28 protein-coding genes and 1 other RNA gene are annotated in these 25,705 nt (G+C 62.8%); 24 read left to right on the top strand and 5 right to left on the bottom strand.

Annotated elements, in window-relative coordinates:
- Nucleotides 1–12: 12 nt before the first annotated feature.
- The 3 genes from VHO05_RS14135 to VHO05_RS14145 all read right to left on the bottom strand — a co-directional run bounded on the left by VHO05_RS14135 (nt 13) and on the right by VHO05_RS14145 (nt 1,120).
- Complete coding sequence (locus tag VHO05_RS14135) at nt 13–603, bottom strand: 5-formyltetrahydrofolate cyclo-ligase (RefSeq protein WP_329647226.1); 591 nt, start codon at nt 601–603, stop codon at nt 13–15.
- 75 nt (nt 604–678) lie between these two features.
- Nucleotides 679–842, bottom strand: a non-coding RNA gene (gene ssrS / locus VHO05_RS14140) — 6S RNA.
- Between the two features lie 35 nt (nt 843–877).
- Complete coding sequence (locus VHO05_RS14145; protein ID WP_329647227.1) at nt 878–1,120, bottom strand: DUF4164 family protein; 243 nt, start codon at nt 1,118–1,120, stop codon at nt 878–880.
- Between the two features lie 294 nt (nt 1,121–1,414).
- Here VHO05_RS14145 and gap point away from each other — a divergent pair, with 294 nt between their 5' ends.
- Nucleotides 1,415–2,422, top strand: a complete 1,008-nt coding sequence (gene gap, locus VHO05_RS14150) for a type I glyceraldehyde-3-phosphate dehydrogenase (protein ID WP_329647228.1) — start codon at nt 1,415–1,417, stop codon at nt 2,420–2,422.
- 165 nt (nt 2,423–2,587) lie between these two features.
- Nucleotides 2,588–3,166, top strand: a complete 579-nt coding sequence (locus tag VHO05_RS14155; protein ID WP_329647229.1) for an HdeA/HdeB family chaperone — start codon at nt 2,588–2,590, stop codon at nt 3,164–3,166.
- Nucleotides 3,167–3,213: 47 nt separating this feature from the next.
- Here the strand turns inward: VHO05_RS14155 and VHO05_RS14160 are convergent, their stop codons facing one another.
- Nucleotides 3,214–3,561 (bottom strand): hypothetical protein, encoded by a 348-nt coding sequence (locus VHO05_RS14160; protein WP_329647230.1) that lies wholly within the window; start codon nt 3,559–3,561, stop codon nt 3,214–3,216.
- A 96-nt stretch (nt 3,562–3,657) separates the two neighbouring features.
- Nucleotides 3,658–3,948, bottom strand: a complete 291-nt coding sequence (locus VHO05_RS14165; protein WP_329647231.1) for a GlsB/YeaQ/YmgE family stress response membrane protein — start codon at nt 3,946–3,948, stop codon at nt 3,658–3,660.
- Between the two features lie 188 nt (nt 3,949–4,136).
- Here VHO05_RS14165 and ruvC point away from each other — a divergent pair, with 188 nt between their 5' ends.
- From ruvC to VHO05_RS14275, 22 genes are all read left to right on the top strand, one after another.
- Nucleotides 4,137–4,667, top strand: coding sequence for a crossover junction endodeoxyribonuclease RuvC (gene ruvC / locus VHO05_RS14170; protein WP_329647232.1), 531 nt, complete (start codon nt 4,137–4,139; stop codon nt 4,665–4,667).
- A 13-nt stretch (nt 4,668–4,680) separates the two neighbouring features.
- Entirely contained in the window at nt 4,681–5,307 is a 627-nt protein-coding gene (ruvA, locus tag VHO05_RS14175; RefSeq protein ID WP_329647233.1) for a Holliday junction branch migration protein RuvA, read from the top strand.
- An 80-nt stretch (nt 5,308–5,387) separates the two neighbouring features.
- Entirely contained in the window at nt 5,388–5,630 is a 243-nt protein-coding gene (locus VHO05_RS14180) for a hypothetical protein (protein ID WP_329647234.1), read from the top strand.
- A gap of 95 nt (nt 5,631–5,725) precedes the next feature.
- Nucleotides 5,726–6,766: a Holliday junction branch migration DNA helicase RuvB gene (ruvB, locus tag VHO05_RS14185; RefSeq protein WP_329647235.1), complete on the top strand. Its 1,041-nt coding sequence runs from the start codon at nt 5,726–5,728 to the stop codon at nt 6,764–6,766.
- 286 nt (nt 6,767–7,052) lie between these two features.
- Complete coding sequence (locus VHO05_RS14190) at nt 7,053–7,979, top strand: metallophosphoesterase (RefSeq protein ID WP_414653771.1); 927 nt, start codon at nt 7,053–7,055, stop codon at nt 7,977–7,979.
- Between the two features lie 31 nt (nt 7,980–8,010).
- A complete protein-coding gene (locus VHO05_RS14195; protein WP_329647236.1) occupies nt 8,011–8,520 on the top strand; it encodes a YbgC/FadM family acyl-CoA thioesterase in 510 nt (169 codons plus the stop codon).
- Between the two features lie 81 nt (nt 8,521–8,601).
- Nucleotides 8,602–9,273 (top strand): carbonic anhydrase, encoded by a 672-nt coding sequence (locus tag VHO05_RS14200; protein WP_329647237.1) that lies wholly within the window; start codon nt 8,602–8,604, stop codon nt 9,271–9,273.
- A complete protein-coding gene (locus tag VHO05_RS14205; RefSeq protein WP_329647238.1) occupies nt 9,270–9,596 on the top strand; it encodes a YnfA family protein in 327 nt (108 codons plus the stop codon). Before VHO05_RS14200 ends, VHO05_RS14205 begins: the two co-directional genes overlap by 4 nt.
- A gap of 266 nt (nt 9,597–9,862) precedes the next feature.
- Nucleotides 9,863–10,576, top strand: a complete 714-nt coding sequence (tolQ, locus tag VHO05_RS14210) for a protein TolQ (RefSeq protein WP_329647239.1) — start codon at nt 9,863–9,865, stop codon at nt 10,574–10,576.
- Nucleotides 10,577–10,583: 7 nt separating this feature from the next.
- Complete coding sequence (tolR, locus tag VHO05_RS14215; protein ID WP_329647240.1) at nt 10,584–11,042, top strand: protein TolR; 459 nt, start codon at nt 10,584–10,586, stop codon at nt 11,040–11,042.
- 170 nt (nt 11,043–11,212) lie between these two features.
- A complete protein-coding gene (gene tolA, locus VHO05_RS14220; protein WP_329647241.1) occupies nt 11,213–12,310 on the top strand; it encodes a cell envelope integrity protein TolA in 1,098 nt (365 codons plus the stop codon).
- A gap of 366 nt (nt 12,311–12,676) precedes the next feature.
- Nucleotides 12,677–13,945 carry a Tol-Pal system beta propeller repeat protein TolB gene (gene tolB / locus VHO05_RS14225; RefSeq protein WP_414653780.1) on the top strand — a complete coding sequence of 423 codons (1,269 nt, stop codon included), beginning with the start codon at nt 12,677–12,679 and terminating at the stop codon, nt 13,943–13,945.
- A gap of 274 nt (nt 13,946–14,219) precedes the next feature.
- A complete protein-coding gene (locus VHO05_RS14230; RefSeq protein WP_280173052.1) occupies nt 14,220–14,354 on the top strand; it encodes a hypothetical protein in 135 nt (44 codons plus the stop codon).
- Nucleotides 14,355–14,394: 40 nt separating this feature from the next.
- Nucleotides 14,395–14,517, top strand: a complete 123-nt coding sequence (locus VHO05_RS14235) for a hypothetical protein (protein ID WP_291151118.1) — start codon at nt 14,395–14,397, stop codon at nt 14,515–14,517.
- A gap of 683 nt (nt 14,518–15,200) precedes the next feature.
- The gene (gene pal / locus VHO05_RS14240) at nt 15,201–15,710 is read left to right on the top strand and encodes a peptidoglycan-associated lipoprotein Pal (RefSeq protein ID WP_329647242.1); all 510 of its coding nucleotides are present in this window, start codon (nt 15,201–15,203) and stop codon (nt 15,708–15,710) included.
- Between the two features lie 193 nt (nt 15,711–15,903).
- Nucleotides 15,904–16,944, top strand: coding sequence for an OmpA family protein (locus tag VHO05_RS14245; RefSeq protein ID WP_329647243.1), 1,041 nt, complete (start codon nt 15,904–15,906; stop codon nt 16,942–16,944).
- Between the two features lie 216 nt (nt 16,945–17,160).
- Nucleotides 17,161–18,264 carry a tol-pal system protein YbgF gene (gene ybgF / locus VHO05_RS14250; RefSeq protein WP_329647244.1) on the top strand — a complete coding sequence of 368 codons (1,104 nt, stop codon included), beginning with the start codon at nt 17,161–17,163 and terminating at the stop codon, nt 18,262–18,264.
- An 83-nt stretch (nt 18,265–18,347) separates the two neighbouring features.
- On the top strand, nt 18,348–19,667 hold the full coding sequence (gene tilS, locus VHO05_RS14255) for a tRNA lysidine(34) synthetase TilS (RefSeq protein WP_329647245.1): 1,320 nt from the start codon (nt 18,348–18,350) through the stop codon (nt 19,665–19,667).
- A 193-nt stretch (nt 19,668–19,860) separates the two neighbouring features.
- Nucleotides 19,861–21,786 (top strand): ATP-dependent zinc metalloprotease FtsH, encoded by a 1,926-nt coding sequence (gene ftsH, locus VHO05_RS14260; RefSeq protein ID WP_329647246.1) that lies wholly within the window; start codon nt 19,861–19,863, stop codon nt 21,784–21,786.
- A 103-nt stretch (nt 21,787–21,889) separates the two neighbouring features.
- Nucleotides 21,890–22,990: a dihydropteroate synthase gene (gene folP, locus VHO05_RS14265; RefSeq protein ID WP_329647247.1), complete on the top strand. Its 1,101-nt coding sequence runs from the start codon at nt 21,890–21,892 to the stop codon at nt 22,988–22,990.
- A 188-nt stretch (nt 22,991–23,178) separates the two neighbouring features.
- The gene (glmM, locus tag VHO05_RS14270) at nt 23,179–24,531 is read left to right on the top strand and encodes a phosphoglucosamine mutase (protein ID WP_329647248.1); all 1,353 of its coding nucleotides are present in this window, start codon (nt 23,179–23,181) and stop codon (nt 24,529–24,531) included.
- Nucleotides 24,532–24,734: 203 nt separating this feature from the next.
- Nucleotides 24,735–25,571, top strand: a complete 837-nt coding sequence (locus VHO05_RS14275; RefSeq protein WP_329647249.1) for an outer membrane protein — start codon at nt 24,735–24,737, stop codon at nt 25,569–25,571.
- The last annotated feature ends 134 nt before the right edge of the window (nt 25,572–25,705 follow it).

The raw sequence follows: 25,705 nt of genomic DNA on the forward strand, positions 1-25,705 counted from the left end.
CTGGGGTCGTTCTTATCCTTTAGCCGGGCATCTCGTTGGGCCGGAGGGGGTCAAGATCCAGTCAAGCCGCTCGTCATAGTCGACATGGGGGACGGCGTCGACCTTTTGCTCGTCGAAAGCGATCCCAATCGAAACGATCGGCTTCAACGCGCGCAACCGCGCAAGCGTGCGGTCGTAGAAGCCGCCGCCGTAGCCCAGACGGTAACCTTGATCGTCAAACGAGAGCAGCGGGCCGAGCACGATGTCAGGATCCAGAACCTCGGCCTCCGGTAGAGGCTCGCGAATGCCCCAAGTGGTTTCCGCCAGCGGGTCGCCTGGCGACCAGGCACGAAAGACGAGCGGCTTGCCTTTGCCTTCCATGACCGGGAGGCAAAGCCGGTAACCTTCGCCGAGCAAGCGCTGCATCAGAGGGGTCGGGTCGATCTCGTCTCCGATGGCCAGAAAACCGGAGACGATTGCGGGTGCGGGCTTGCCAGCGAAGCCGACGCCATGCCCGGCAATCGCGTGTGATGCGCTATCGCCCAGGCGCGCAAACGCTTGCTGCCGCGTGGCCTTGGCGGCGCGGCGCATCTCCTTCTTGAGATCGGAAATCGTCGTCGACATGCGTATTCCTGACTGGGCCCTCTCGCTGCGTCCTGCGAGGGCGTTCGACCACTCAGGAATGATTACGGGGAAGGGTAAAGTGCCGCGGTGGCCGTTGGAACGGTTGATCTCGCCGGGTCCCTACAAATGTAAGGTGGGCGCCATATGTCCGGGGCCACGGCCCCGGCCAGGGACAGCTCCCAGGCAGATCTTATAGGCCCTGGAGATTCATGTGTTCCTGACGAACCCCGCAGCAGAACCAACATAGTGCCGGGGGGACTAAAAAGCGAGGGGCTCAGTCCTCTCTGTCGACAACGCCGCTAAGCGACTCGATGACCCAGTCGATGCGGTTGGCGACGGCGCTGCGGCTTTCTTCGAGGGCGGCGATTCTCTGGCGAGCAGCGTCCAAGTCGGCCTTGAGTGCATCCCGTTCTTGTTCGAGCGCCTTGACGCGCGCTTCCGGGGTTTGCGCCGCTGCCGGCTGCTCTTTCAGACGGCCGGCCGGACGCCTTGCCTTCTCTTTTGCACGCTGAACCATGAGATGATCCGCTCCCTCCCTCGCAGATCTGCGGACCATGAATTCAGGGGATCCGCACCACGGCGCGCAGCATATGTAATCTAACGTTGCGGTGCAAGAAAACACCCGAAACGGACGAAACAAAACGAGGATTACTTTTTCAAGCGCGGCTTTAAGCGCAGCGCTGTGGACGGAGGAAGGATTGACAGCATGGGTGTCCGCCAACTTAATGGCGCCCGCCCGGCGGTTGCTGGCGTTGCGTATCGCCCGGCCTCCCGCCCGAAGACAATCTCATCACCCCTCTGGAGGACACTCATGGCACTCAAGGTCGCGATCAACGGATTTGGCCGCATCGGCCGCAACGTGCTGCGCGCGATCTATGAGTCCGGCCGCACCGACATCGAAGTTGTTGCCATCAACGATCTAGGTCCGGTGGAGACGAATGCGCATCTTCTGCGGTTCGATAGCGTGCACGGACGGTTTCCCGGCGAGGTCACGGTCAAGGGTGACAGCATCGATCTCGGACGCGGACCGATCAAGGTGACGGCGGTCAAGAATCCTGCGGAGCTGCCACACAAGGAGATGGGCGTCGACATCGCGCTCGAGTGCACCGGCATCTTCACGAGCAAGGATAAGGCGTCTGCGCATTTGACGGCGGGGGCAAAGCGCGTGCTCGTTTCCGCGCCTGCGGATGGCGCCGACCTGACGGTCGTCTATGGCGTCAACCACGACAAGCTGACCAAGGACCACCTCGTGGTCTCGAACGCCTCGTGCACGACCAACTGCCTGGCGCCGGTCGCCAAGGTGCTGCACGATCTGGTCGGCATCGAGAAGGGCTTCATGACGACCATTCACAGCTATACGGGCGATCAGCCGACGCTCGATACGCTGCACAAGGACCTCTATCGCGCTCGCGCGGCGGCGCTGTCGATGATCCCGACGACCACGGGTGCGGCCAAGGCGGTCGGTCTCGTGCTGCCGGAACTCAACGGCAAGCTCGACGGCACCTCGATCCGCGTGCCGACGCCCAACGTGTCGGTCGTCGACTTCAAGTTCATCGCCAAGAACGAGACGACGAAGGACGAGATCAACGCGGGCGTGAAGGCGGCGGCTGCGCAACAGCTCAAGGGAATCCTCGGCGTCACCGATCAGCCGAACGTATCGACTGACTTCAATCACGATCCTCGTTCGTCGATCTTCCATCTCGATCAGACGAAGGTCATGGACGGCACGCTGGTGCGCGTTCTTTCCTGGTATGATAACGAGTGGGGCTTCTCGAACCGCATGGCCGATACGGCCGTCGCGATGGGCAAGCTCATCTGAGAGACAGACGCCAGCACGATGTGGCGATCATGAAACAAGGGCTCGGGCCATGCGCTCGGGCCCTTATGCTTTGCTAAAGCTTATTTAAGGCGTGCGCGGACAGAATGCAGTGTCGGATCGAGAGGCGCGCCCCCATCGGGCTGCCGGGTCCCCGTGGAGCGTGCCATGCCGCGTCATTCCCTCGTCGCGATCATCCCCCTTCTGTGTGCCTTTAGCCTACCCGCGTCGGCCGAGAATGCCGTCGACGCAACGACGTTCACCTGTGCCGAACTAGCGGAAGTGGATGCGTCGGGTTCGGATTCCGACCATTTCGGCGGGGCTGCCTTGTTGTCCTGGATGGCGGGCTATCACGCGACCGAGGACCAGGGGACGGTGGTCGATTTCGATGGGCTGAAAGAGGACATCCAGCGCACGGTCGAGTTCTGCAAGAAGAATCCGCGGATCGGTGTTTACACGGCATCCGAGAAATTCATGGGCGAGAACGCCACGGAAGCGTCCTCCGAGGCGATCGATCTTGCGACGATCAAATGCCAGCGCATCGTCGATACGGCCGACAGCAACGATAATGAAGGGCTCGGCATCATCCTGATGTGGCTTGCGGGCTACTACGCCAGCTATGCCGGAGACAAGATGATCGATTTCGACAAGCTCAAGACCGAAGGCTACGAAATCGGCAAGGCCTGCGCGCAGAGCCGAGAGACCGGCCTCGTGACCGTCGCCGACAAGTTCATGCAGCGCGAATAGGTGGCGGCGCGCCCCTTTCCCGCAGTGGGTGGAGGGGCACCCCGCGCTCAGCGCCAGTAGACGCCGAGCCCGATCAAGACGGCACCAATGCCGAGCATGATCATGGCGATCAGGTTCGCCACCTTGGCGGCGAAGTGACCGATGACGGTGCCGGCGGCGCGCTTGGCTTTTCCCGTTACGGAGGCTTCGCGGGCGATCTCATTGTACTTTTCCTCGAGCGCAGTCGGTGCTTCGGTCGTGCGTTGGCCGCGCGCGACCTGCCAGGCGCTATCGAAGGCCGCGCCCGCGAGATCGTAGCGAGAGACGCGCCACATAATCACGACGGCTAGGAGCGCCAGCCCGGCACCCCAGATCATCATCCATTCGTTGGAGCCAAGCTCGGTCGGGAAGGTCATGCAGGTCCTCTTGATCCGTCACGCGGACGTATTCAGCCCAAAGAAAGTGGAGGGATGACGGCCGACGCGTATCCGGTCAACAGGGACGTTGGGCGATCAGGAGCCGGACGTGCTCCGGTCCTTCAGCCACAGGCCGATAAGGACCAGCAAAGATCCAATGAATGCCGAGACGACGTCGCGGAGTGAAACCGTAACGCCGTCGAGGGACGGGAACAGCCCGAGAAGGCGAAACAGAAGCCCACCGATGAGGGCTCCTGCGAGGCCCAGAGCGAGGTTCTTCCAGATTCCGAACCCCCGCTTCTCGCCCTTCGCGAGGAGGCCGGCGAGACTCCCTCCGAGCAAACCGACGATGATCCAAACGACGATCTGGTCTGTTGAGAATGACATCGGGATCTCCTCATGGGGCGAGACGACGCAGCGATTCTATCACGAACAAGAGGTTCTGCCGCCGCAAATTCACGACTCGGAGCAATCGGATGGGGTTGTGGTTATTGGGAATTAGCCGTCGGCCTGGTGCCGCCGATTTGGCAGGCGCATGCCGCCGCGAATCACACGGCGTGTGTTAAGCCGGTGGCATGAGGGGACAGACATTGGTTCGCATTATCGGCATCGACCCGGGACTCCGGCGCACCGGATGGGGCGTCATCGAGACCGACGGCGTGCGGCTGAGCTACATCTCGTCGGGGCTGATCACCTCTACGTCGGGCGAGGATTTGGCCTACCGGCTGCGAGAGCTGTTCGAGGGCCTGACCAGTGTCATCGCGGTGTCCGGTGCCAGCGAGGCGGCCGTCGAAGAGACCTTCGTCAACGAGAACCCGCGGTCGACGCTGAAGCTCGGGCAGGCGCGCGGTATGGCCTTGCTGGCCCCCGCCATGAAGGGGCTGCGGGTGGCGGAATACACACCCAACCTCATCAAGAAATCCGTTGTCGGGGCGGGACATGCGGAAAAGCAGCAAATCCAGGCCATGATTGGCTTTCTGCTGCCGAAGGCGCGCTTCGAGAGCGCGGACGAGGCGGATGCGCTTGCCATCGCCATCTGTCACGCCAATCATCGCGGCGCGGCTGCCTTGGCGCGACGCGTACTCAAGGAAGAGGCGGTGCGATGATCGGGCAGCACTCATGATCGGGCAACTTAGGGGCAAGGTCGACGCCATCGGCGAAGCGCACGCGATCATCGACGTCGGCGGGGTCGGCTACGAGGTACAGCTTTCGACGCGCACGCTGCGCAACCTCAAGATCGGCGAAGCGGTGACGCTCACCATCGACACGCACGTACGCGAGGACGCCATTCGCCTCTACGGATTCCAAAGCGAAGTGGAGCGTAGCTGGTTCCGCACGCTGCAGAACGTGCAGGGCGTGGGCGCAAAGGTGGGGCTCGGGGTGCTCGGAGTGCTCTCGACGCACGATCTCGCCAATGCCATTGCGCTCGGCAACTGGGCGGCGGTGGAGCAGGCACCGGGTGTCGGCAAGAAGCTCGCGCAGCGCATCGTCGCCGAGCTCAAGGACAAGGCGCCGGCGCTGTCCGTCGCGGGGCTCAACGTTCCCGAGGTTTCCGGTGCGGGCGGCGTTGCGTCGAGCGTGCCAGTCGAGGGTATGGCCGCAGCCGAGGCGATCTCGGCGCTCACCAATCTTGGCTACAACCCTGCCCAGGCGTCGGCGGCGGTCGCGGCGGCCATGAAAGAGCTCGGCGCGGACGCCGACACGGCCAAGCTCATCCGGCGCGGGCTTAAGGAGTTGGCGCGTTAGCTTTTTTGGGAGCTCCTCACACCGTCCGCGGTCGTGGTGTGCTAGGACAACGCAGTTGGCTGCAATGGAGCGACAGGGCGATGTGCAGGCTGTTCTCGTTTCCGATGTGGTTTGTGCTGTCCCTGATCTGGGTCGGCATCGTCGCTTATTTCGGCTACACCACCACGCCGCATGTGCCGATGGATATGTCCGCGAACGATCCTGCGACGGTGGAAGCTTTGCGCGCCGCGACCGGCAAGCACGCGATCATGTACGGGCTGCTCGCGGCCGTGCCGCCGGCGATCGCCCTTCTGTTCGGACGGCTTATGTGCCGCCGGGCCTAGAGCCGTTACCTTAGCTGCACATATCAGTCTGTAACTGACCGCTCCATCGTCCAGGTACCCTTGACCTGCGGGCCGAACACGGCCACGAACAAAACATGACCGACCGCCTCATCAGCGGAGCGAAGCGCGAGGCGGATGCCTATGAGGCCTCAATCCGGCCGCGCTCGCTCGACGACTTCGTGGGCCAAGAGCAGGCACGCGCCAACCTTCGCGTCTTCATCGAGGCGGCGAAGACGCGCGGCGATGCGCTGGATCATGTGCTGTTCGCCGGGCCACCCGGCCTCGGCAAGACGACGCTCGCCCAGATCATGGCCAAAGAGATGGGCGTCGGGTTCCGCGCCACGTCGGGTCCGGTGATCTCGAAGGCGGGCGATCTTGCGGCGCTGCTTACCAATCTTGAAGAGCGCGACGTGCTCTTCATCGATGAAATCCATCGCCTCAATCCGGCGATCGAGGAAATCCTCTATCCTGCAATGGAGGACTTTCAGCTCGACCTCATCATCGGCGAGGGGCCTGCGGCGCGCTCGGTGCGCATCGATCTCGCGAAGTTCACGCTTGTCGGCGCGACGACGCGCGCGGGTCTCCTGACGACACCGCTGCGAGACCGCTTCGGCATCCCGATCCGGCTCAACTTCTATACGGTCGAGGAGCTGGAGAGCGTCGTGACGCGCGGGGCGCGGGTGTTGGGTGCCCCTATTGCACCCGATGGCGCAGTCGAGATCGCGCGGCGCGCGCGTGGCACGCCGCGTATCGCCGGGCGGCTGCTTCGCCGCGTGCGCGACTTCGCGGCCGTCGCGGGTTCGCCCGTCATCGACGCGACAATCGCGGACACGGCGCTGCGCGCCCTCGAGGTCGATCACGCCGGGCTTGATGCGCTCGACCATCGCTATCTGACCTGCATCGCGGGCACCTACGAAGGCGGTCCCGTCGGCATCGAGACCATCGCTGCCGCGCTCTCGGAACCGCGGGACGCCCTAGAGGAAATCGTCGAGCCTTACCTCCTGCAGCAGGGGTTCATCGGACGCACGCCGCGGGGGCGCGTTCTGACCTTCAAGGCCTTCCGGCACCTGGGACTTTCCGGGCCGGCGCGGGCGTCCACTCCCGAACTCCCCATGTTCGAGGAGGGGGAGGAGTAGGCGCGCGGGCGTGCGGAATTGTCTTATGCCTTGAAGGGCAAGCGCGTTTTAGCCTTCATGAGCCATTAGGGTCGTCCAGGCTTCGCTTGAATCGAGGGCCGACCCTAATTCTTTGTTTTGTCGTGCTTCTTATCGGAAAACCGGTTCCCACTTTTCCGGAAGCACTCTAGAAGTTCCGGCGGATTATTGGTCCGGCGAATTCGGCGGCTTCCATCTCGTCATTTTTCGATGCTGAGGTTCGGCTCGGGCCGGGCCGGGCCGATCCGGTTGCGATTGCGGAGTTCCATTGCTTACGCGCAGGCAAGTTCTCAAGGGTTTGGCGGTCGCCGGGGTGGGCTCCATGACCTTCGGCGGCTATGCGCTTGCCGAACCGTTCCGGCTTGGGATTACCCGCTACACCGTTTCGCCGCCTGGCTGGCCGCAGGACTTCTCACTGCGAATTGCCGTCATCACCGATCTGCACATCTGTGAGCCGTGGCTCGGCCTCGACCGTTTGCAGCGCATTGTCAGCCGCACGAACGTGCTTGGCGCCGATGCGATCTTTCTGCTCGGTGACTATGTGCGCGGCGGGCGCATGGCGCTTTGGAGCCGCGATGTCAAACACGCCGATTGGGCCGCCGTACTGGCGGGCCTCAAGGCGCCGCTTGGTGTGCACGCCGTACTCGGCAATCACGACTGGTGGGAAGATATCGAGGTGCAGCGGCGCCGGGCTGGTCCCATCAAATCCAAGGTGGCGCTCGAGGCGGCCGGTATCCCGGTCTACCAAAACGATGCCGTGCGTTTCGAGAAGGATGGCTGGCCGTTCTGGATTGCCGGATTGGGCGACCAGTGGGCCTTTTGGCCGAGAAGGCACGCAGACGAGCGCGAAGACTCGTACCAAGGCGTCGACGATCTCGAAGCCACGCTCGGTAAGGTCACGGATGACGAGCCCGTGATCCTCATGGTTCACGAGCCTGACATCTTCCCGAAGGTTCCGTCGCGGGTGGCGTTGACGCTCGCGGGACATACACACGGCGGACAGGTGCGGATCGCGGGATATGCGCCGATCGTTCCGTCGCGGTACGGTCAGCGCTATCTCTATGGGCACATCGTCGAAGACGGCCGCAACCTGATCGTCTCGGCGGGGCTCGGATGTTCGACTCTGCCGGTGCGCTTCGGCGCGCCGCCGGAAATCGTGGTCGTGGACGTCGTGTCCGGACGCAACGTTGCGTGACGCCGACGATTGATCAATCGGAAATCGACACATGAGTGACACAGCAAACGCCTGGCCGGATCTCGCAGGCCGCATCATCGATGACGAAACGGGGCGGCGGCATGTGTTGCCAGTTCGCGTCTATTTCGAAGACACGGATGCGGGCGGCATTGCCTATCACGCCTCCTACATCCGCTGGTGCGAGCGTGGGCGCACGGATTTTCTGCGACTGCTGGGTACGGATTCGCGGCGGCTGATCGACGGATCCGCAAGTCACGAGCCGGCGGCGTTCGTTGTGCGTCGCATGAACTGCGATTTCCTGCGGCCGTCGCGCATGGATGACGTGCTGATCGTCGAGACGCGCGTCAAGGAGCTCGGCGGGGCAAGCGTCACGTTGCTTCAGACTGTTCTCAATCAGGATCGGCGCGTCTTCGAAGCCGAGGTCACCGTCGTGCTGGTCGCCGTCTCGGGGAAACCGCTGCGGCTTTCGACGGCTGTTCGCTCGGCATTCAGCGGCGCGGACGAAGCTCATATTTTGGGCACTCGCCCAGACCCGGCGTAAGTTCCGTCATCGAAGGCGCATAGACAAGTCGTCAACGGCCAGCAATGATGTTGGCTTTGCAGGGATTTGCCGGGGGGCGCCATGACGACCGCGAAAGATGCGAGCGGGATCGATCTCGACATCAAGGACGCGATGGAAGGGCACGAGCGGTTCCGGCTCGAGTTCGAGCGCGACAAGGCATTCTACAAAAGCCTCGCGACAAAGAAGCAAAAGCCGCGGCTTTTGTGGATCGGCTGCTGTGACAGCCGTGTGGTGCCGTCGCAGATCACACAGGCAGATCCCGGTGAGCTGTTCGAGGTGCGGAACATCGCGAACTGCGTTCCGCCGGCCTGGGCGAACGACGAGGCGGTCGGAGCTGCGATCGAGTACGCGCTGGGACATCTCGGCATCGACGACATTGTCGTGTGTGGACATTCCGGATGCGGCGGTATCCATGCCTTGGCCGAGCCGATCCCCCCGGACCAGGAGGCTCATCTGGGGCGCTGGGTGGAATATACGCGGCCGGCGCATCAACTCGTGGCCGCTGCGCGTGTGCCGGACGAGGAGCGGATTGCCGCGACCATCAAGGCGCACATTCTGTTCCAGCTCGACAACCTCATGACATATGAGATCGTCGCGAACCGCGTGGCGGAAGGAAAAGTCGGCATCCACGGCTGGCTCTACGACATGGAGCAGGGCGAGATCCAAGCTTACGACGCCAAGACCGGCGCGTGGCGCGGGCTGCTCGAGGGCGCGGCGCAGGAAACGCCATGACGACAATCGCCATCTTCACGCTGACCGCGCTGTGCGAAATCGCCGGATGTTTCGCGTTCTGGGCCTGGGCGCGCCAGGGGGCGTCCGCGTGGTGGCTCGGGCCGGGCGTGGCCGCGCTTATTGCCTTTGCCTGGCTTCTGACCCGGATCGACAGCGACCACGCCGGCCGCGCCTATGCGGCTTACGGCGGGATCTACATCGTGGCGTCGCTGCTGTGGCTTTGGGTGTTCGAAGGAACGCGGCCGGATCGCTGGGACGTGGCGGGTGGCGTGGTGTGCGTGTTCGGCGCGATCTTGATCCTTTACGGTCCACGGACTGTGTAGAAAATCGCCGCTGTGGAGGACCGGCCAGAGACCATGACAACATGGCCCTTGTTTGGTCATATTGCGCGGCAACAAGGTTCTTGATGGTCCGTGCGCGTCAGTGCACGTTTGCGGCCGCCAGGGGGCGGATTGCCGATTCGACACCGATATCTTCACGGGGCACTCGGCCGCCCGACCTCAGGTCATGTATGAGACCGATGATACTCGCTCCGGATGAGTAGGGTCCGGCGCAATCACGGTTTAAGCCTCGAAAGACGGTTGACGCAATGAATCCGGCAGACGTGACGCAAACCACCCTTGCGCCTCAGGCGCATGGTGTGTCCTTCATCGAACTCTTCATGCAAGCCTCGCCGACCGTCCAGTTCGTGATGGTCGGTCTCGGTCTCGCGTCCATCTGGTCGTGGGCGATCATCATCGAGAAGCTGATCGCGTTCCGGCGCGCGCGCGTCGAGGCGGACCGCTTCGAGCAGACGTTCTGGTCGGGCCAATCGCTCGACGAGCTCTACAATGGGCTGTCGCGTGGGCACACGATCACCATGGCTGCGCTGTTCGTGGCCGCGATGCGCGAATGGAAGCGCTCTGTCGAGGGTAACATCCGCGCGCTTGGCGGCATTCAGCTCCGCGTCGAGAAGGTGATGGACGTCACCATCAGCCGCGAGATGGAACGGCTCGACCGTCGTCTCCTGTTCCTCGCGACCGTCGGTTCCACCGCCCCCTTCGTCGGGCTGTTCGGCACGGTCTGGGGCATCATGACGAGCTTCCAGGCCATCGCCATTTCGAAGAACACCAACCTTGCGGTCGTGGCACCCGGTATCGCAGAGGCCCTGTTCGCAACGGCGCTCGGCCTCATGGCCGCCATTCCGGCGGTTGTCTTCTACAACAAGTTCTCGGCTGACTCGGCGCAGATCAGTCATCGCCTCGAGGCCTTCGCCGACGAGTTCGCCGCGATCGTCTCGCGCCAGATCGACGTCAGGAGCTGATACCTCGATGGGGATGAGCGTCAAAGCGGGGAGCGGCGGCCGGCGGCGTGGTAGGCGCGCCAAAGCGGCCCCCATGAGCGAGATCAACGTCACACCGATGGTGGACGTGATGCTCGTGCTTCTCATCATCTTCATGGTCGCCGCACCGCTGTTGACGGTCGGTGTGCCCATCGAGCTACCGCAATCGCAAGGTAAGCAGCTCGAAAGCAACAAAGAGCCGCTGACCATCTCGGTTTCGGCCAACGGTGATGTTTTCATCGGCGAAACGAAGGTCTCGATCGACGAGGTGGCCGAGAAGCTCAAGGCCATCGCCAAGAACGGTGTCGACGAACAGATCTTCGTGCGCGGCGACAAAGGGATCACCTACGGCACGGTGATGCGCGTCATGGGCCGCATCAGCGCCGGAGGGTTCAAGAAGGTGTCGCTCGTAACTGAGGTGGAAGAAGGGGCCGCCAAGGCCCCTTGAGAGACCGATCCGCGCTTTCGGGCAATCCGGATGTGCGTGCGAGGACGAAGGCAGATGCAGCACTTGCGAGGACATGAGGCGCTTTTCCGCGCCGGCTCCGCGCCCTCGATCCCGGCGACGCTTCGCGCGCCGGTCTCCGCACACGCTCAACCTCATCGCGGGGGCCAGCCGTGCCTTTCGGGCTGACCCTCTCCATCCTCTTGCATGGCGGAGCGCTGTTGTGGGCCTATCTTGCGATGGCCTCGACGCCCCCGTTGGCGCCGCCGGAGCCGGAGCCGGTTACGGTCGCGCTGATCACGCCGTCCGAGCTTTTGGCGCTCAAGAAGGGCAGTGAGACCGCGAAGGAACTCGAGGCCAAGGCCAAGGATGAGCCGAAACCTGAAGTTTCCAAGGTCGAGGCGGAAAAGCCGAAGCCAATCACGGCACCCGAACTCCCCGTCGAACCCACGCCACCCACTCCGCCGGAGCCGACGAAGGCCGCGGAAGCCCCTCCGCCTGAGCCTCCGAAACAGGAACCGCCCAAGCAGGAGCCACCCAAGTCCGACCCGATCGCGGACAAGCTCGCGGCGCTTCCGCCCGATCCTCCGCCGGGGCCGACGCCCGACGAACTGAAGAAGATCGAGGACGAAAAGAAGGCCGAGGAAGCGAAGAAGGCGGAAGAGCAGAAAAAGCTCGAGGAGCAGAAGAAGGCGGAAGAAGAAAAGAAAAAGGCCGAAGAGAAAAAGAAGGCCGAGGAGAAGAAAAAGAAGCTCGAAGAGGAAAAGAAGAAAAAGCTCGCCGAGCAGAAGCGCAAGGAAGAGGAAAAGAAGAAAAAAGAGAAGCAGCAGGCCGACCGGCTTGCGGCCCTGTTGGACAAGGATCCGACGCGGAAAGGTGCACCGAACTCCGCGACGCAGCCGCAGAATCCCACGGATTATACCGGCCCGACGGCGGGCGCGCGCGAAGGCGATGCGCCGGTCCTTTCCGTGCGAGAGCAGGATTTACTTCGCGGGCAGATCAGCGCACAGCTTCGGCAATGCTGGAAGCTGCCGGGCGGCGGCGGCGGCATCGAAACAATGGTTGTGACGATCCGCTGGCGAATGCATCCGGACGGCTCGCTTGACGGCGAACCCGTAATAGAGGCTCCGCAGTCGGGCCCCGTGTTCCAGATTGCGGCCGAGGCGGCGCTCCGCGCCGTCAAGGCCTGCTCGCCGTTCAATCTGCCGCCCGACAAGTACTGGGCCTGGAAGTTGATCACGTGGGATTTCGATCCGCGCGAAATGCTGTAAGCGTAGCGTCTTAGGATGTTTTTTGCTTATCCGGTCTCGGAAAGCACTCTGGCGCCACGATTAGCACCGAAGAAGAGGACCATGACCGACCGCCGCTCCCCTTTCTTTGCCATCCGGAACCGCCAGATGCGTTTGATGTCCCTTCCTTTCGCTGCGCTTGTGATCACGGCGATGACGTTCGTTGCGCAGCCCGTATTTGCTCAGGTGGATGACGCCTACCGCCCACCGGCGGGCGGTGGTGGTGGCGGCGGGGGCTTCGGCGATCAATTGCGCCAGCAAGGCTACGACGTTCCGCCGCCGAGTGGCGGGGGCGGAGAGGGCGGTTTCCGCGGCGGCGGTGCGGCTGGCCCTGGGGGCGGCCCCGGCATGAGCGGCGGCAACAACTTCACGGGTGAAGGCGGTCTTCGCGGCACGCAGCGGCAGGGCACTGTGGCGCCGATTCCGATCGCTATTCCGGTGTTCACGGGCGACGATCCGAAGCTCGCTGCAGACGTCGCTCAGGTTGTGATGGCAGATCTCGAGCGTTCGGGCCTGTTCCAGCCGCTCGACCCCGCGTCGTTCCTGGAGGACATTCGAGACGTCAACGCGTTGCCGCGTTTTCCTGACTGGCGCCAGGTCGGTGCCGAAGCGCTGGCCGTGGGGCGTGTCGTGCGGGGCGCCGATGGGAAGCTGACCTCCGAATTCAGACTGTGGGATGTGACAGCCGGCAAGCAGCTTGCCGGACAACGCTTCACAACTAGCGCACAGAACTGGCGGCGAGTCGGACATCTCGTGGCCGATCAGGTTTATGAACGCCTCACGGGCGAGAAGGGCTACTTCGACACGCGCGTCGTGTTCGTCGACGAGACGGGGACAAAGGCGAAGCGCGTGAAGCGTCTCGCGATCATGGACCAGGATGGCGCCAACGTGCGGTTGCTGACGCAAGGCCAGCAGCTCGTGCTGACACCGCGGTTCAATCCGGTTGCGAGCGAGATCGCCTACATGGCCTATACGAAAGATCAGCCGGAAGTCTTCCTCATGAACCTGCAGAATGGGAAGGCGGAGGCCGTGGGCGAGTTTCCGGGCATGACGTTCGCGCCGCGCTTCTCACCCGATGGGCAGAGCGTGATCATGAGCCTTCAGAGCGGGAGTGATTCCAATATCCACGTGATGGATCTGCGGACCCGGCAGTCACGCCAGCTTACGAACTCGGGTGCGCTCGACACCAGCCCCAGCTTCGCGCCCGACGGCCGCCAGATCGTGTTCGAATCGGACCGGGAGGGTACGCAGCAGCTTTATGTCATGAACGCGGACGGATCGAACGCCCGGCGCATCAGCTTGGGAGACGGACGCTATTCGACGCCGGTCTGGTCGCCTCGCGGGGACTACATCGCCTTTACGAAGCAACTCGCCGGCCGATTCCTGATTGGTGTCATGCGGCCTGACGGGTCCGGCGAGCGTGTTCTGACCGAGGGCTATCACAATGAGGGGCCCACTTGGGCGCCGAACGGCCGCGTGCTCATGTTCTTCCGCGAGAGCCAGGGAGAGAACAGTGGTCCGCGAATCTACTCCGTGGACCTCACGGGCTACAACGAGCGAGTCGTGAACACGCCGTCCTATGGGTCGGATCCGGCGTGGTCTCCGCTCCTGAACTGAGACGACGCTTAACCTGATTTTAACGGCACAAGCCTTAGGATTGCATCTCCCGCCTTTGCGTCGTGATGGGGCGGTTTTGTCTTGTAAATCAGCAAGTTCCGAACACCATCCTTTGGTCCTTCAGAGGTTCGTGGGGCGTCGACAACGGAGTGGCATTTTCGCATCAACGAGGGGGGAAAACAGTGCTGCTTGACCCTCAGTTCTTGATCAAATCATGCCGTGCCGGTACCCAAATATTCGGCTCGTTGCCGAACAAGCATCAGGAGATAAGACCATGCAGGGTGTGAAGGGGCTGATCGTTCTCTCGGCTGCCGTTGTCGCTGTTGCTCTCGGCGCTTGCCGTCGTGAAGAAGCGGCACCGTTGAAACTCGGCGCCGAGGTTCCGACTGCCACGGAAGTGGCTCGCTAACGTCCGAAATATTTTTTGGGACACAACAGGAGATACTACCATGAAGGGCGCTATCGTTCTTGCCGCTGCTATCGTTGCTGTCGCTCTCGGCGCTTGCCGTCGTGAAGAGGCTGCTCCGCTCAAGCTCGGCGCAGACGTTCCGGCTGTCGCCGACGTTCGCTAAGCGAATTCAAAGCTGGCACGGGCGTAATGCCCGTGCACGCTTGGAAATCAAAGAGCTGTCGTAGCATGCGCTACGACAGTTCTTTTTTTTTGAGCAATCGCGTTGCTGGCGATTCCATTCAACGCTCGCTAGAGCGTCATTAATTTTGATTGAATCAAAATTGCGTTCTAGGCCTTTGATGAGACCGATGATTCACGCTTCGGACTTTCCCTGCGCCGCCGTTTCACGTTGCGCCTGATAGGAGGCGCGACGATCGGGGCGACTAGGGTCCGAAGCGATCGTGGTCCAGGTCATTCCGAATTTTTTGACACACTGGGCGGGTTTCCCCAGCCGATTTTGTGCGTTTCACAAACGCAGCTTGCCGCATTGCGTTAGATCGCTCATTTTGCAAAAAAGCGTCTCAGGGATCGACCACTTAGGCGGCAATTTCCGTGACGGTATTCCGTCCGTGCCATCCGCATGCAGGTCGCTCTTTAAGCCCGGCAGAGGCGGGTGGCGGCTTCAGGAAGCGCTCAGGCTGCACGGCAAAGCGGGTGTGCGGGCACTTTTCGCGGATCTCAGTCGAACGCGGTAAGTGGCCACATTTTCGTACTTCGGCTCGGTTATCTGGGTCGTTTTAGGGGAATACTTTGGCTCCGGTGCGCGGGAGTGGCCGCCGTCGAGTCGGCGAAAGGATGAACTTTATGGCGCCTGTTTCTCGGGCCTCACGCTTTGCCTGCGCTTTGTTGCTTCTGATGTCAGCAGCGGCACTCGTCGGTTGCGCCAATAACCAGAACGACCCCAACTCGCAGCTCGGGCCGGACGGAAAAGGTCCGATCACGCCGGGCACGCAGCGCGATTTCAGCGTGAACGTGGGCGATCTCGTCTACTTCTCGTCCGACAGCACGGACCTGACGCCTGAAGCCCAAGCCATCCTGCAGAAGCAGGCTCAGTGGCTGCGCCAGTATTCTCAGTTCACGATCACCGTCGAGGGCCATGCGGACGAGCGCGGCACGCGTGAGTACAACATTGCTCTCGGTGCACGCCGTGCGACCTCAGTACGCAACTTCCTGGCGCAGAATGGCGTGGCGGCGAATCGTATCCGCACGATCTCCTACGGCAAGGAGCGTCCGGTTGCCGTGTGTAACGACATTTCGTGCTGGTCGCAGAACCGCCGCGCACAGACGGTGCTCAACAACCGCGTGGCCTCGTGAGGTGTAGGCCGCGTGCTCAGCGCGCGGCCTTGATCAAAATACCTCACGCTCGGAAATCCTTCATTTAAATTGGTTTTTTGCCGGGCGATGGCCCGGCATGCGGCAAAGTTTGGCCGCAATGCGGGTGCACAGCTTTGCCTGCAACTATCAGCGGTTGCCTTCGGTTGCCGCTACGTGAGGTGAGGTGTCCTCCATGAGCGCGGGATGTGCGTCGCGGTACGTGACAGCAGGCCGTACAGTTCGCGTGACGTCGATGTTCCTTGTCGCAGCTGCCGGTCTAGTGGTGATGCCGCTCGCATCCCATGGACAAGAAGCGGGCTCACCTCCCAGTGAAGTGCCGATCGGCACTTTTAATCTGGGTAGCTCTCCGGATGGTTTTTCCGTCGTTGAACCGCCCGCCGGAGTGCAGACGGGGCGGCGGGATAACCCGAGCGACGGGAGCGGACGCTGGTTCTTCCAAGGCTGGGAGAAAGCTGCTCCGAACGACTCGTCCGAAAAGCTTTACGGCGATGCCATGGAGGCGCTCGACAAAGGGCGCACGACCGACGCACAGCGCCTGTTCGAGCGACTGATTGCCGAGTCACCGAGTAGTCCGCGCGCTGGTGAGGCGCGCCAGCATCTGGGCCGTATCTATCGAACCGTCGAGACAGGCGCTGTCACCCCGTCCACCAGTGCGCCAGTCAATGCGGGGCAGTGGAGCGATGGCAAGCCGGTGGTCGCAAAAGCCGCGTCGCTCAATTTGTCGCCGGTGCTCTCGAGCGCGGCCCTGCAGCGCGCTCGCGTTTCGTCGGTCATCGATGGCCAGTTCCTTTCGGACGCGGGTGACCGGGTTTTCTTCAGCGCGGGTAGCGCGGATCTTGGTGTGCGGGCCCGCGGCGTAATTCAGCAGCAGGCTCGGTTTCTTCGGCAACATCCTGCGCTTTCCGCTGCAGTTGAAGGTCATGCGGACGATGGATCGCTTCCGGGCGATGAAACGGTACGGCTTTCGGAAGCTCGCGCCGCGGTCGTGCGCGATCGTCTGATCGCCGAGGGTGTCGAGCCGGCACGTATCGTTGCCTATGGGCGCGGCCGCGAGGATCGCGTGTCCGATTGTCCAGCGCCGGAATGTCTGGCGCAAAACCGGCGCGTCGTGACCATCCTTCTGGAAGGGTCAATCCTGTCGGAAATCAAACCGCAGCGCCGGGCCGCGGACGCCGGTCTGGATGCGGGGAATGGCGCGCTGCCGAGCCAGTAGTAGGGTTGATCGCGGCCGTTCAAGTTGACAACAACAGGCGAGCGACAGACACCAGGCCGCGCATGCAGTATGGACTTCGGCAGACGTGCTTCTATGCCGCTGGGTGGCTTTCGCAAGGTGCCGAGCTTATGCTGGCTGAAGTCAACTAGGTTTCTGATTGTTCGTGCTTCGTCCAGGCATGGGTCAAAGCACACAGTTAAGGAGGGCGTTTCGCCCATGCAATCGTCCAGGCCCGTATCCGCACGGGGCTTCTTCGGTGTCATCGCGAGTGCTGCGCTTGCCGTGGGGTTGAGCGCGGTTGGCGCATTCGGACAGGGTGTCGAGAGCGAGCAGTTGCCGGCCGTGAAGGGCGCCCAGGCCAAGCCGCAGCAGAAGGCCGCGTCACCGTCGGGTGGCGGCGGCGGAGACGCCGGATTGCGCGAACGGGTGGAGCAGCTCGAGGGGCAGCTCGTCGATCTACAGGTGGTCATCGGTACGCTCGAGTCGTTGGCTCGCACTGGTGGGCCCGTATCCGCGCCCGCTCGTTCCGAAGGAGGCGGCGGTGGTGTTGGAACGGGCGATCGCGCGCGCCTCGACAGCATGGAAACGCAAATTCGTGCGCTGACCGCGCAAGTCGAGCAGCTTGCGAGCGAAGTGCGCGCGCAGGGACAACGCCGCTCGGATGCTGCTCCTCCGGTGCAGCAAAACAATTTCGCCGACACGGCACCGCAGACGAGCCGTTTTGGCTCGACGACGGTGACATCCGATAATGCCGATCCGATCGGCGCGCTCGCTGATCCGAACGGCGCATATGCACCGCAAGGCCCGGCACCGCAGGCTCGCGCTCCGACGCAGGCACCGCCGGCGCCGCCTTCGACCTATGGATCTGAGACGCTGCCGTCGGTTGGTGGCGGCGGGGGTACTCAGTTCGCTGCGGCCGACCCGGCAGCAAGTGGAAATCCGAAGCAGCTCTACGAGACGGCCTACGGGCATCTGTTGCAGCAGGACTACGGCTCGGCCCAGACCGGCTTCCGAGAGTTTCTGAAGTCCTATCCGCAAGACCCGCTGGCGCCGAATGCACTCTACTGGCTTGGCGAAACGCAATACGTGCAGCGCAACTATGCGGACGCTGCGGAAGCGTTTGACCTTGTCACGACGGCTTACAGTTCAAGCGGCAAGGCTGCCGATGCACAACTGAAGCGCGGCATGTCGCTCGCCCAGCTCGGCAAGAGGCAGGATGCCTGCACGGCTCTCAGGGGCGTGGCGTCCAAGTTTCCGAGCGCACCCGCTCAGCTTAAGGCGAAGGCCGACAGCGAGCGGCAGAGGATCGGTTGTCCGTGAGGCGTGCCGCGGCGCGCATGGGGCGCTGAGAACCTCGCGAAGCGGGGCGTCTTTGAGGGTGCGCGACGCCGACAGGAGAGCCTTTGAACGACCAAGCTGTCCAGGATGGTGATCTCGATCAGCTGTTCGCGCCGTTGACGGCGTTCAATCGTATTGTGCTCGCGGTCTCTGGCGGCCCGGACAGCATGGCGCTCATGCACTTGGTCGCGCGTTGGGCTCGATTGGGACGTGCGCCGGGCGGACTCTCGTTCGATGTGGCGACCGTCGATCACGGTCTTCGGCTCGGATCGAGCCGCGAAGCGGACTGGGTCGCTGAGCGCGCGAAGGAGCTGGGATTCACGCATACCACGCTCGTCTGGAGCGGCGCGAAGCCGGACACCGGAATTCAAGCGCAGGCGCGCGAGGCGCGCTACGCACTGCTGGTGGCGCACGCGAGAAAGAGTGCTCCCGCCGCTATCGTCACGGCCCACACATCCGACGATCAGGCTGAGACGGTTCTGATGCGGCTCGGGCGGGGCAGCGGTCTGGACGGACTCTCGGGCATGGCAGTGGGGCGTCCGCTCCTTCCTGATGGCTCGGTTCAGCTCGTACGTCCGCTGCTTGGGGTCTCGAAGGAATCACTCAAAGCCACATTGACCCAAGCGGCGTGCGCTTGGCTCGACGATCCCTCCAACGAACGGACCGATTTCGAACGTGTCCGACTGCGGGCAGCGCAGGCACACATGGCGGCGCTGGGGCTCTCCAACGAGAAGCTCGCCTTGAGTGCGGCGCGTCTGACGCGGGCGAGGGACGCTCTGGAGAAGCTAACGGATGATCGGCTCGCGAGCTTGGTCGATCTGCACAACGGAGTGTTTGCATCGCTTAGTCGTGGGGCGTGGGAGCGGGAGCCTGCAGAGATTCGCGTGCGTCTCCTGGCACGGCTGCTCGGCGCCTTCGGTGGCGGTGCCAAGCCGGCGCAACTCTCCCAGGTCGAAGCCTTGGAGGCGGCGATGGCGAACGGTCGGCCGATGGCCCAAACGCTCGGCGGTTGCATCGTCTCGCAGGGCCGGACAACTTTGCGGCTCTACCGGGAGCCTGGACATCATGACTTACCGGAGTTTCCGCTCGGGCCCGGCCAAGAGGCCCTTTGGGATTGGCGCTTTCGGGTGCGGTATGATGCCAGCGAGGGGGGCGAAGATCCGCTTCCGCCGGTGGTCTCAGTGCGGCCGCTTGGTCTCTCAGCGTATGCAACCTTGCGCGGTAGTTTGCCGAGCAATGCCCGTCCTCCGGCGCTAGCCGCTGCGGGGCTGCCGTCGATCTGGGCGGGCCAGCGGCTGCTGGCGGCTCCCGCCCTGTCCGGGGGTTCGGCGTTCGATGACCGCTTCAGCGCGGTTTTCCTGGGCCTGGATCGCTTACCGAGGTAGTTTTCGCAGGGTCTGGGCCCCTAAAAACGCCCGAGACTCACTGTTCACCAATGAGGAACGATGCGGCGCCGTCACCCTGTAGCAAATGGGCCATTAAACTTGGCAAACACGGGTGTGGCACCTATCTTACTGGCCTAGTTAGACGCGGATCGTGCCGGCCCTATGCCTCGCGCCGGACTTCTCGGGAAAACAAATGAATCCGAACTTTCAGAAGCTTGCGATCTGGGTAGCGGTTTTCGTGCTGCTGGCAGCGCTCTTCAACCTGTTCAACAACCCGACACAGGGCCGGCGCGGCAGCGAGATCAGCTATTCGGATTTCCTCAGTGCGGTCGATGCGGGCACGGTGTCGGAGGTGACGCTGGCCGGCAATCGCATCTACGGAACGATGCGGGAGAATTCGACCCCGTTCACGAGCTACGCTCCCGCCGATCCCGGCCTGGTCGAGCGTCTCAAGGCGAAGGATGTGAAGTTCAAGGCGCGGCCGTCCGATGAGGACGTGCCCTCGATCCTGTCCGTCATTCTCAACTGGTTCCCCATGCTGCTTCTGATCGCGGTGTGGGTATTCTTCATGCGCCAGATGCAGTCCGGTTCGGGCCGGGCCATGGGCTTCGGCAAGAGCCGCGCAAAGCTTCTCACCGAGCGGCAGGGCCGCGTGACGTTCGAGGATGTCGCCGGTGTGGACGAGGCTAAATCCGACCTTGAGGAGATCGTCGAGTTCCTGCGCGACCCGCAGAAGTTCCAGCGGCTCGGCGGACGCATTCCGCGCGGCGCGCTTCTGGTTGGCCCGCCGGGTACCGGTAAGACGCTGATTGCACGCGCGGTGGCCGGTGAAGCCAACGTGCCGTTCTTCACGATCTCGGGCTCGGATTTCGTCGAGATGTTCGTCGGCGTCGGCGCGAGCCGTGTGCGCGACATGTTCGAGCAGGCGAAGAAGAACGCGCCCTGCATCATCTTCATCGACGAAATCGACGCGGTCGGCCGTCATCGCGGCGCCGGTCTCGGCGGCGGCAACGACGAGCGCGAGCAGACGCTCAACCAGCTGCTCGTCGAGATGGACGGCTTCGAGGCCAACGAAGGCATCATCATCATCGCGGCCACCAACCGGCCGGACGTGCTCGATCCTGCGTTGCTGCGTCCCGGCCGCTTCGACCGGCAGATCGTTGTGCCGAACCCCGACATCGTCGGCCGCGAGAAGATCCTCAAGGTTCATATGCGCAAGAGCCCGATCGCGCCGGACGTCGATCCGAAGACGATCGCGCGTGGTACGCCCGGCTTCTCGGGTGCCGATCTTGCCAACCTCGTCAACGAGGCAGCCCTGCTTGCAGCGCGCCGCAACAAGCGGCTCGTCACTCAAGCGGAGTTCGAGGACGCCAAGGACAAGGTCATGATGGGCGCCGAGCGGCGGTCCATGGTGATGAGCGAGGAAGAGAAGCGCAACACGGCCTATCACGAGGCGGGTCACGCCATAGTGGGTCTGTTGGTGCCGTACGATCCTCTGCACAAGGTGACGATCATTCCGCGCGGACGCGCGCTCGGCGTAACCATGAACCTGCCGGAAGGCGATCGCTACAGCCGTACGCGGCAGTGGTGCGAGGCCCGTCTCGCGGTGCTGTTCGGCGGACGCGAGGCTGAGATCCTTCTCGGTGGTCCCGACAACGTGACCAACGGCGCGACCGGCGACATCCAGATGGCGACGCAGCTCGCGCGTGCGATGATCATGGAGTGGGGCATGTCCGACAAGCTCGGGCGCGTGCGCTACAACGGCAACGAGCAGGAAGTGTTCCTCGGCCATTCCGTCACCCAGACCAAGAACATTTCCGACGAGACGGCGAAGCTCATCGACGAGGAGATCCGCAATCTCATTCATACGGGTGAGGAGAAGGCCAGGAAGCTCCTGACGGACAACATCGACAAGCTGCATGCCGTCGCCAAGGCCCTGCTCGACTTCGAGACGATCTCCGGCGAGGAAGTTGCGACCATCATGCGCGGCGACAAGATCGTGCGCCGTGACGATGATGGTTCCAAGGGCTCGGCCGGGCCGGCTGTTCCGACTGCAGGACGTACGCGTCCGCGCGAGGAGCCGGGTACGGGCGGCATGGAGCCTCAACCGCAGGCTTGATGGGCTTCAAAGGCTTCGCGTAAGTTCTGAACGGCCGCGCTGATCTCGCGGCCGTTCTGCTTTGATGGGCGCCGAGGCAAAGGCGCTTGGGAAAATAGGCTCAATGCAACGTTCGCTCTATATTCGACCGCTCGGCGTCTATGCGTTCCGGCAGGACGCTGCGACAGAAGACGTGCCGCAGGGGGTCTGGGGCGGCTTGCCTCTTGCCGGCGGTCCCTTGGCATTCTCGGCGCTCGAAGTTCTGGAGCGCAGTTCGCGCGGCACTCTTCGGCGCACGATCGGGCTTGGCGACCTTTTCGAGCGCGACTGGGGACGCAATACTTTGGTTGCCTCGGATCTGCTGGAACAGATCCGAAGCCCGCGGCCCCGCCTCGCCGGACTTTCGCTCGACCGGCCGCGCATCATGGGCATCGTCAACGTCACGCCTGACAGCTTTTCCGACGGCGGCCAGTACGACTCCGTCACTGCGGCGGTGGCTCATGGCCTCAAGCTTGCGGAACAGGGCGCCGATATTCTCGATGTCGGAGGGGAGTCGACGCGGCCGGGTTCCGACACTGTTGCGGTCGACGACGAGCTGCGGCGAGTCATTCCCGTCATCGAGGGGCTCCGGGCAAAGACCGACAAACTGATCTCAATCGATACGCGGAAAGCCGAAGTAATGCGCCGTGCCGCACAGGCCGGTGCGGACATTCTCAACGACGTTTCGGCCCTGACGCATGATCCCCTTGCACTTGAAGTCGCGGCCGAGAGCGGGCTGCCGGTCATGCTCATGCATGCCCAGGGCGACCCGAAGACGATGAACGACAACCCGCAGTACAGCGATGTGGTGCTCGATGTGTTCGATTTTCTCGAACAGCGGGTCCGCGCTTGCGTGGCAGCCGGGATTCCCAAGTCGCGGCTGATTGCGGACCCGGGAATCGGTTTCGGAAAGCATCTGCATCATAACGTAGCCGTGTTGAGCGCCATGAGCCTGTATCATGGCCTTGGCGTTCCGGTGCTCCTGGGGGCCAGCCGCAAGAAGCTAATTGGCCAACTCTGCAACTTGGAGGCGCCTCAAGAGCGCGTTCCCGGCTCGATCGCGGCTGCGCTGCACTCGATTGCACAGGGGGTGCAGATCGTTCGCGTGCACGACGTCGCCGAGACGCGGCAGGCCGTGGCCGTGTGGGAGGCGGCGCAGGCTGGCTCGGAGACGGCGCTCTGCTGACCTCCTTTTTTATGTGATCATTGTCGCGATTACGCTTGGCCTTGGTACCCTGGTTAGGGCATTTCTGACGCTTCAGGGGCGGGTGTTGACTGTGGCACAGACTGGCCGAGTTCGCCCGACAACATGCCTTGGCGCGGGTTGGTAAGCAGCCTAAAATCGCCAAGGTCGTCCTTCCGATGAGGGAACACATGACACGCCGCTATTTCGGGACCGACGGCATTCGTGGCCTCGCCAACAGGCACCCGATGACGTCCGAGGTTGCGCTCAAGGTCGGTATGGCCGCGGGCAAGCTCTTTCAAAGCGGCACGCATCGGCACCGGGTGGTGATCGGCAAGGACACGCGGCTGTCGGGCTACATGCTCGAGGCGGCATTGATGTCCGGCTTCACAGCGGTGGGTATGGACGTGTTTCTGCTCGGCCCCATGCCCACTCCCGCCGTCGCCATGCTGACCCGCAGTTTGCGCGCCGATCTCGGCGTCATGATTTCGGCCTCTCACAATCGCTACGACGACAACGGCATCAAGCTCTTCGATCCCGATGGGTACAAGCTCTCGGACCAAGTGGAGCAGGAAATCGAACAGTTGATCGAGGGTCCGAGCGAACAGCTCCTCGTGTCCGCCGATAAGATCGGGCGGGCCACGCGAGTCGACAGCGCGCAGGAACGCTACATCGAGTTCGCGAAGCGGACGCTTCCAAAGAACCTCAAGCTCAATGGATTGAGGATCGTTATCGATTGCGCGCACGGCGCCGCCTATAAGGTGGCGCCCGAGGCGCTTTGGGAACTTGGCGCGGAAGTCATTCCGATCGGTGTCGATCCGAATGGTCGCAACATCAACCACAAGTGCGGATCCACGGCGCCTGAAGCGCTTATCGAGAAAGTGCGTGAGATCCGGGCGGATATCGGCATTGCGCTCGATGGCGACGCGGATCGCGTTGTGATCGTCGACGAGAAGGGCTCCATCGTAGACGGCGACCAGCTCATGGCGGTGATCGCCGAGAGCTGGCACCGGCGCGGAAAGCTTAGCGCTGGCGGTATCGTCGCGACCGTGATGAGCAATCTCGGTCTCGAACGCTATCTTAAGGCGCATGGGCTTTCGCTCGCGCGTACGCCGGTCGGCGACCGGTATGTCGTCGAGTATATGCGCCGTCACGGATACAATCTCGGCGGTGAGCAGTCGGGCCACATCGTGTTGTCCGACTTCACAACGACGGGCGACGGCCTCGTCTCTGCGCTGCAGGTGCTGGCTTGCGTTGTGGCAACCGGGCGTCCGGTGTCGGAAGTGTGCGCGCGCTTCACGCCTCTGCCGCAGGTGCTGCAGAATGTACGGTATGCGAACGGCAAGCCGCTTGACGACAATCGCGTGCGCAAGGCGATCGAAGGGGCGAAGCAACGTCTCGGCGATACGGGCCGTCTTGTCATTAGGCCGTCCGGGACCGAACCTGTCATCCGCGTGATGGCGGAGGGTGACGACGAGACGCTCGTCAATACGGTGGTGGGCGATATCGTCGAAGCCGTGAAGGCCGCCGCGCAAGCCGCATAAATCCTTCCTTAACGGACTCGATCACCGCATCGATACATGTGTGGCGCCTGTGTCGCCTTCCATGTGGTGCGTGCGCTCGTGCGCTTCGTTCCGATACAGGATTTAAGTGTATATTAAACGTTCTCGGACAGATTTCCCTTCAGTTAGTGCTGCGTCTACGCACGTCCCGCCGCAGCGTTCGGGACACATTGAAAGGGACAGTCATGAGAACCTCACGCGTCTGCGTCCTCCTGGGCGCAGCGGCCGCCGCGATTCTTTCCGTATCCTTCGCGCCTGTTCAGGCTGCTGACCTCGGATACGGCAGCATCAAAGACATTCCGCCTCCTCCGCCTTCGGGCCGCGCGTGGTATCTCAAGGGCACCATCGGCATGAAGAACCCGGAAGTGGGTTCGATCCGCGGCGTGGACGATGGCCCGGGTCATGACGGCTTTACGGTCCATCACGAGGACATCAAGAGCACGGCGCTCTACGGGTTCGGTATCGGTATCGAGCACAGCCGGTGGCTGCGCTTCGACGTAACCGGTGAATACCGCGGCAAGCAGCTCTTCATCGCGCAGGATTCCTACCGTCACGGTGTTTGCAACGGCGATCCCACGATCTGCGGCACCAACGAGCACACGGCCGATCTCGAAAGCTGGCTCGGCCTCTTCAACGCCTATATCGATCTCGGCACCTGGCACGGGGTCACGCCGTATGTCGGCGGCGGTATCGGCTTGGCCTACATCGATGTGCAAGGCTACAAGGACGTGAACGTTCCAGCCAACAGCGTGTGGTACGGCAATGCCGACAAAGGGCAGACCAACTTCGCCTGGGCACTCTATGCCGGCTTGAGCTACGACGTGACACCGCAGTTCACGGTCGATCTCGGGTATCGCTATACCGACCTCGGCACCGTCGAGACCGGGGCAACGACATCCTACGACGGCGCGTTTACGAACGGCGGCCTCGAGATCCGCGATATCGTTTCGCACGACCTGCTGTTCAGCGCCCGTTATCGCCTGGATCGCCCGGCTGAAATGTATCCGGTCGCCATCAAATAGAATTGAAGGCGCGGCCCGTCCTGTGTCTCGTACCGGGCTGCGTCTTCGTAGGTTTTGGAATGACTCGAACGGGGCTGGCGCGACGCCGGTCCCGTTTTGTTTTTTGATCGATTCCAATGAGGTTTGGTGAATCC

It is taken from the genome of Hyphomicrobium sp., assembly GCF_036262015.1.
Lineage (GTDB): Bacteria > Pseudomonadota > Alphaproteobacteria > Rhizobiales > Hyphomicrobiaceae > Hyphomicrobium_C.

What these genes read in the sequence shown, in the direction of transcription:
- VHO05_RS14135 (WP_329647226.1), bottom strand. Translation starts at nt 603, where the DNA reads ATGTCGACGACGATTTCCGATCTCAAGAAGGAGATGCGCCGCGCCGCC.
- VHO05_RS14145 (WP_329647227.1), bottom strand. Translation starts at nt 1,120, where the DNA reads ATGGTTCAGCGTGCAAAAGAGAAGGCAAGGCGTCCGGCCGGCCGTCTG.
- gap (WP_329647228.1), top strand. Translation starts at nt 1,415, where the DNA reads ATGGCACTCAAGGTCGCGATCAACGGATTTGGCCGCATCGGCCGCAAC.
- VHO05_RS14155 (WP_329647229.1), top strand. Translation starts at nt 2,588, where the DNA reads ATGCCGCGTCATTCCCTCGTCGCGATCATCCCCCTTCTGTGTGCCTTT.
- VHO05_RS14160 (WP_329647230.1), bottom strand. Translation starts at nt 3,561, where the DNA reads ATGACCTTCCCGACCGAGCTTGGCTCCAACGAATGGATGATGATCTGG.
- VHO05_RS14165 (WP_329647231.1), bottom strand. Translation starts at nt 3,948, where the DNA reads ATGTCATTCTCAACAGACCAGATCGTCGTTTGGATCATCGTCGGTTTG.
- ruvC (WP_329647232.1), top strand. Translation starts at nt 4,137, where the DNA reads ATGAGGGGACAGACATTGGTTCGCATTATCGGCATCGACCCGGGACTC.
- ruvA (WP_329647233.1), top strand. Translation starts at nt 4,681, where the DNA reads ATGATCGGGCAACTTAGGGGCAAGGTCGACGCCATCGGCGAAGCGCAC.
- VHO05_RS14180 (WP_329647234.1), top strand. Translation starts at nt 5,388, where the DNA reads ATGTGCAGGCTGTTCTCGTTTCCGATGTGGTTTGTGCTGTCCCTGATC.
- ruvB (WP_329647235.1), top strand. Translation starts at nt 5,726, where the DNA reads ATGACCGACCGCCTCATCAGCGGAGCGAAGCGCGAGGCGGATGCCTAT.
- VHO05_RS14195 (WP_329647236.1), top strand. Translation starts at nt 8,011, where the DNA reads ATGAGTGACACAGCAAACGCCTGGCCGGATCTCGCAGGCCGCATCATC.
- VHO05_RS14200 (WP_329647237.1), top strand. Translation starts at nt 8,602, where the DNA reads ATGACGACCGCGAAAGATGCGAGCGGGATCGATCTCGACATCAAGGAC.
- VHO05_RS14205 (WP_329647238.1), top strand. Translation starts at nt 9,270, where the DNA reads ATGACGACAATCGCCATCTTCACGCTGACCGCGCTGTGCGAAATCGCC.
- tolQ (WP_329647239.1), top strand. Translation starts at nt 9,863, where the DNA reads ATGAATCCGGCAGACGTGACGCAAACCACCCTTGCGCCTCAGGCGCAT.
- tolR (WP_329647240.1), top strand. Translation starts at nt 10,584, where the DNA reads ATGGGGATGAGCGTCAAAGCGGGGAGCGGCGGCCGGCGGCGTGGTAGG.
- tolB (WP_414653780.1), top strand. Translation starts at nt 12,677, where the DNA reads ATGAGCGGCGGCAACAACTTCACGGGTGAAGGCGGTCTTCGCGGCACG.
- VHO05_RS14230 (WP_280173052.1), top strand. Translation starts at nt 14,220, where the DNA reads ATGCAGGGTGTGAAGGGGCTGATCGTTCTCTCGGCTGCCGTTGTCGCT.
- VHO05_RS14235 (WP_291151118.1), top strand. Translation starts at nt 14,395, where the DNA reads ATGAAGGGCGCTATCGTTCTTGCCGCTGCTATCGTTGCTGTCGCTCTC.
- pal (WP_329647242.1), top strand. Translation starts at nt 15,201, where the DNA reads ATGGCGCCTGTTTCTCGGGCCTCACGCTTTGCCTGCGCTTTGTTGCTT.
- VHO05_RS14245 (WP_329647243.1), top strand. Translation starts at nt 15,904, where the DNA reads ATGAGCGCGGGATGTGCGTCGCGGTACGTGACAGCAGGCCGTACAGTT.
- ybgF (WP_329647244.1), top strand. Translation starts at nt 17,161, where the DNA reads ATGCAATCGTCCAGGCCCGTATCCGCACGGGGCTTCTTCGGTGTCATC.
- ftsH (WP_329647246.1), top strand. Translation starts at nt 19,861, where the DNA reads ATGAATCCGAACTTTCAGAAGCTTGCGATCTGGGTAGCGGTTTTCGTG.
- folP (WP_329647247.1), top strand. Translation starts at nt 21,890, where the DNA reads ATGCAACGTTCGCTCTATATTCGACCGCTCGGCGTCTATGCGTTCCGG.
- glmM (WP_329647248.1), top strand. Translation starts at nt 23,179, where the DNA reads ATGACACGCCGCTATTTCGGGACCGACGGCATTCGTGGCCTCGCCAAC.
- VHO05_RS14275 (WP_329647249.1), top strand. Translation starts at nt 24,735, where the DNA reads ATGAGAACCTCACGCGTCTGCGTCCTCCTGGGCGCAGCGGCCGCCGCG.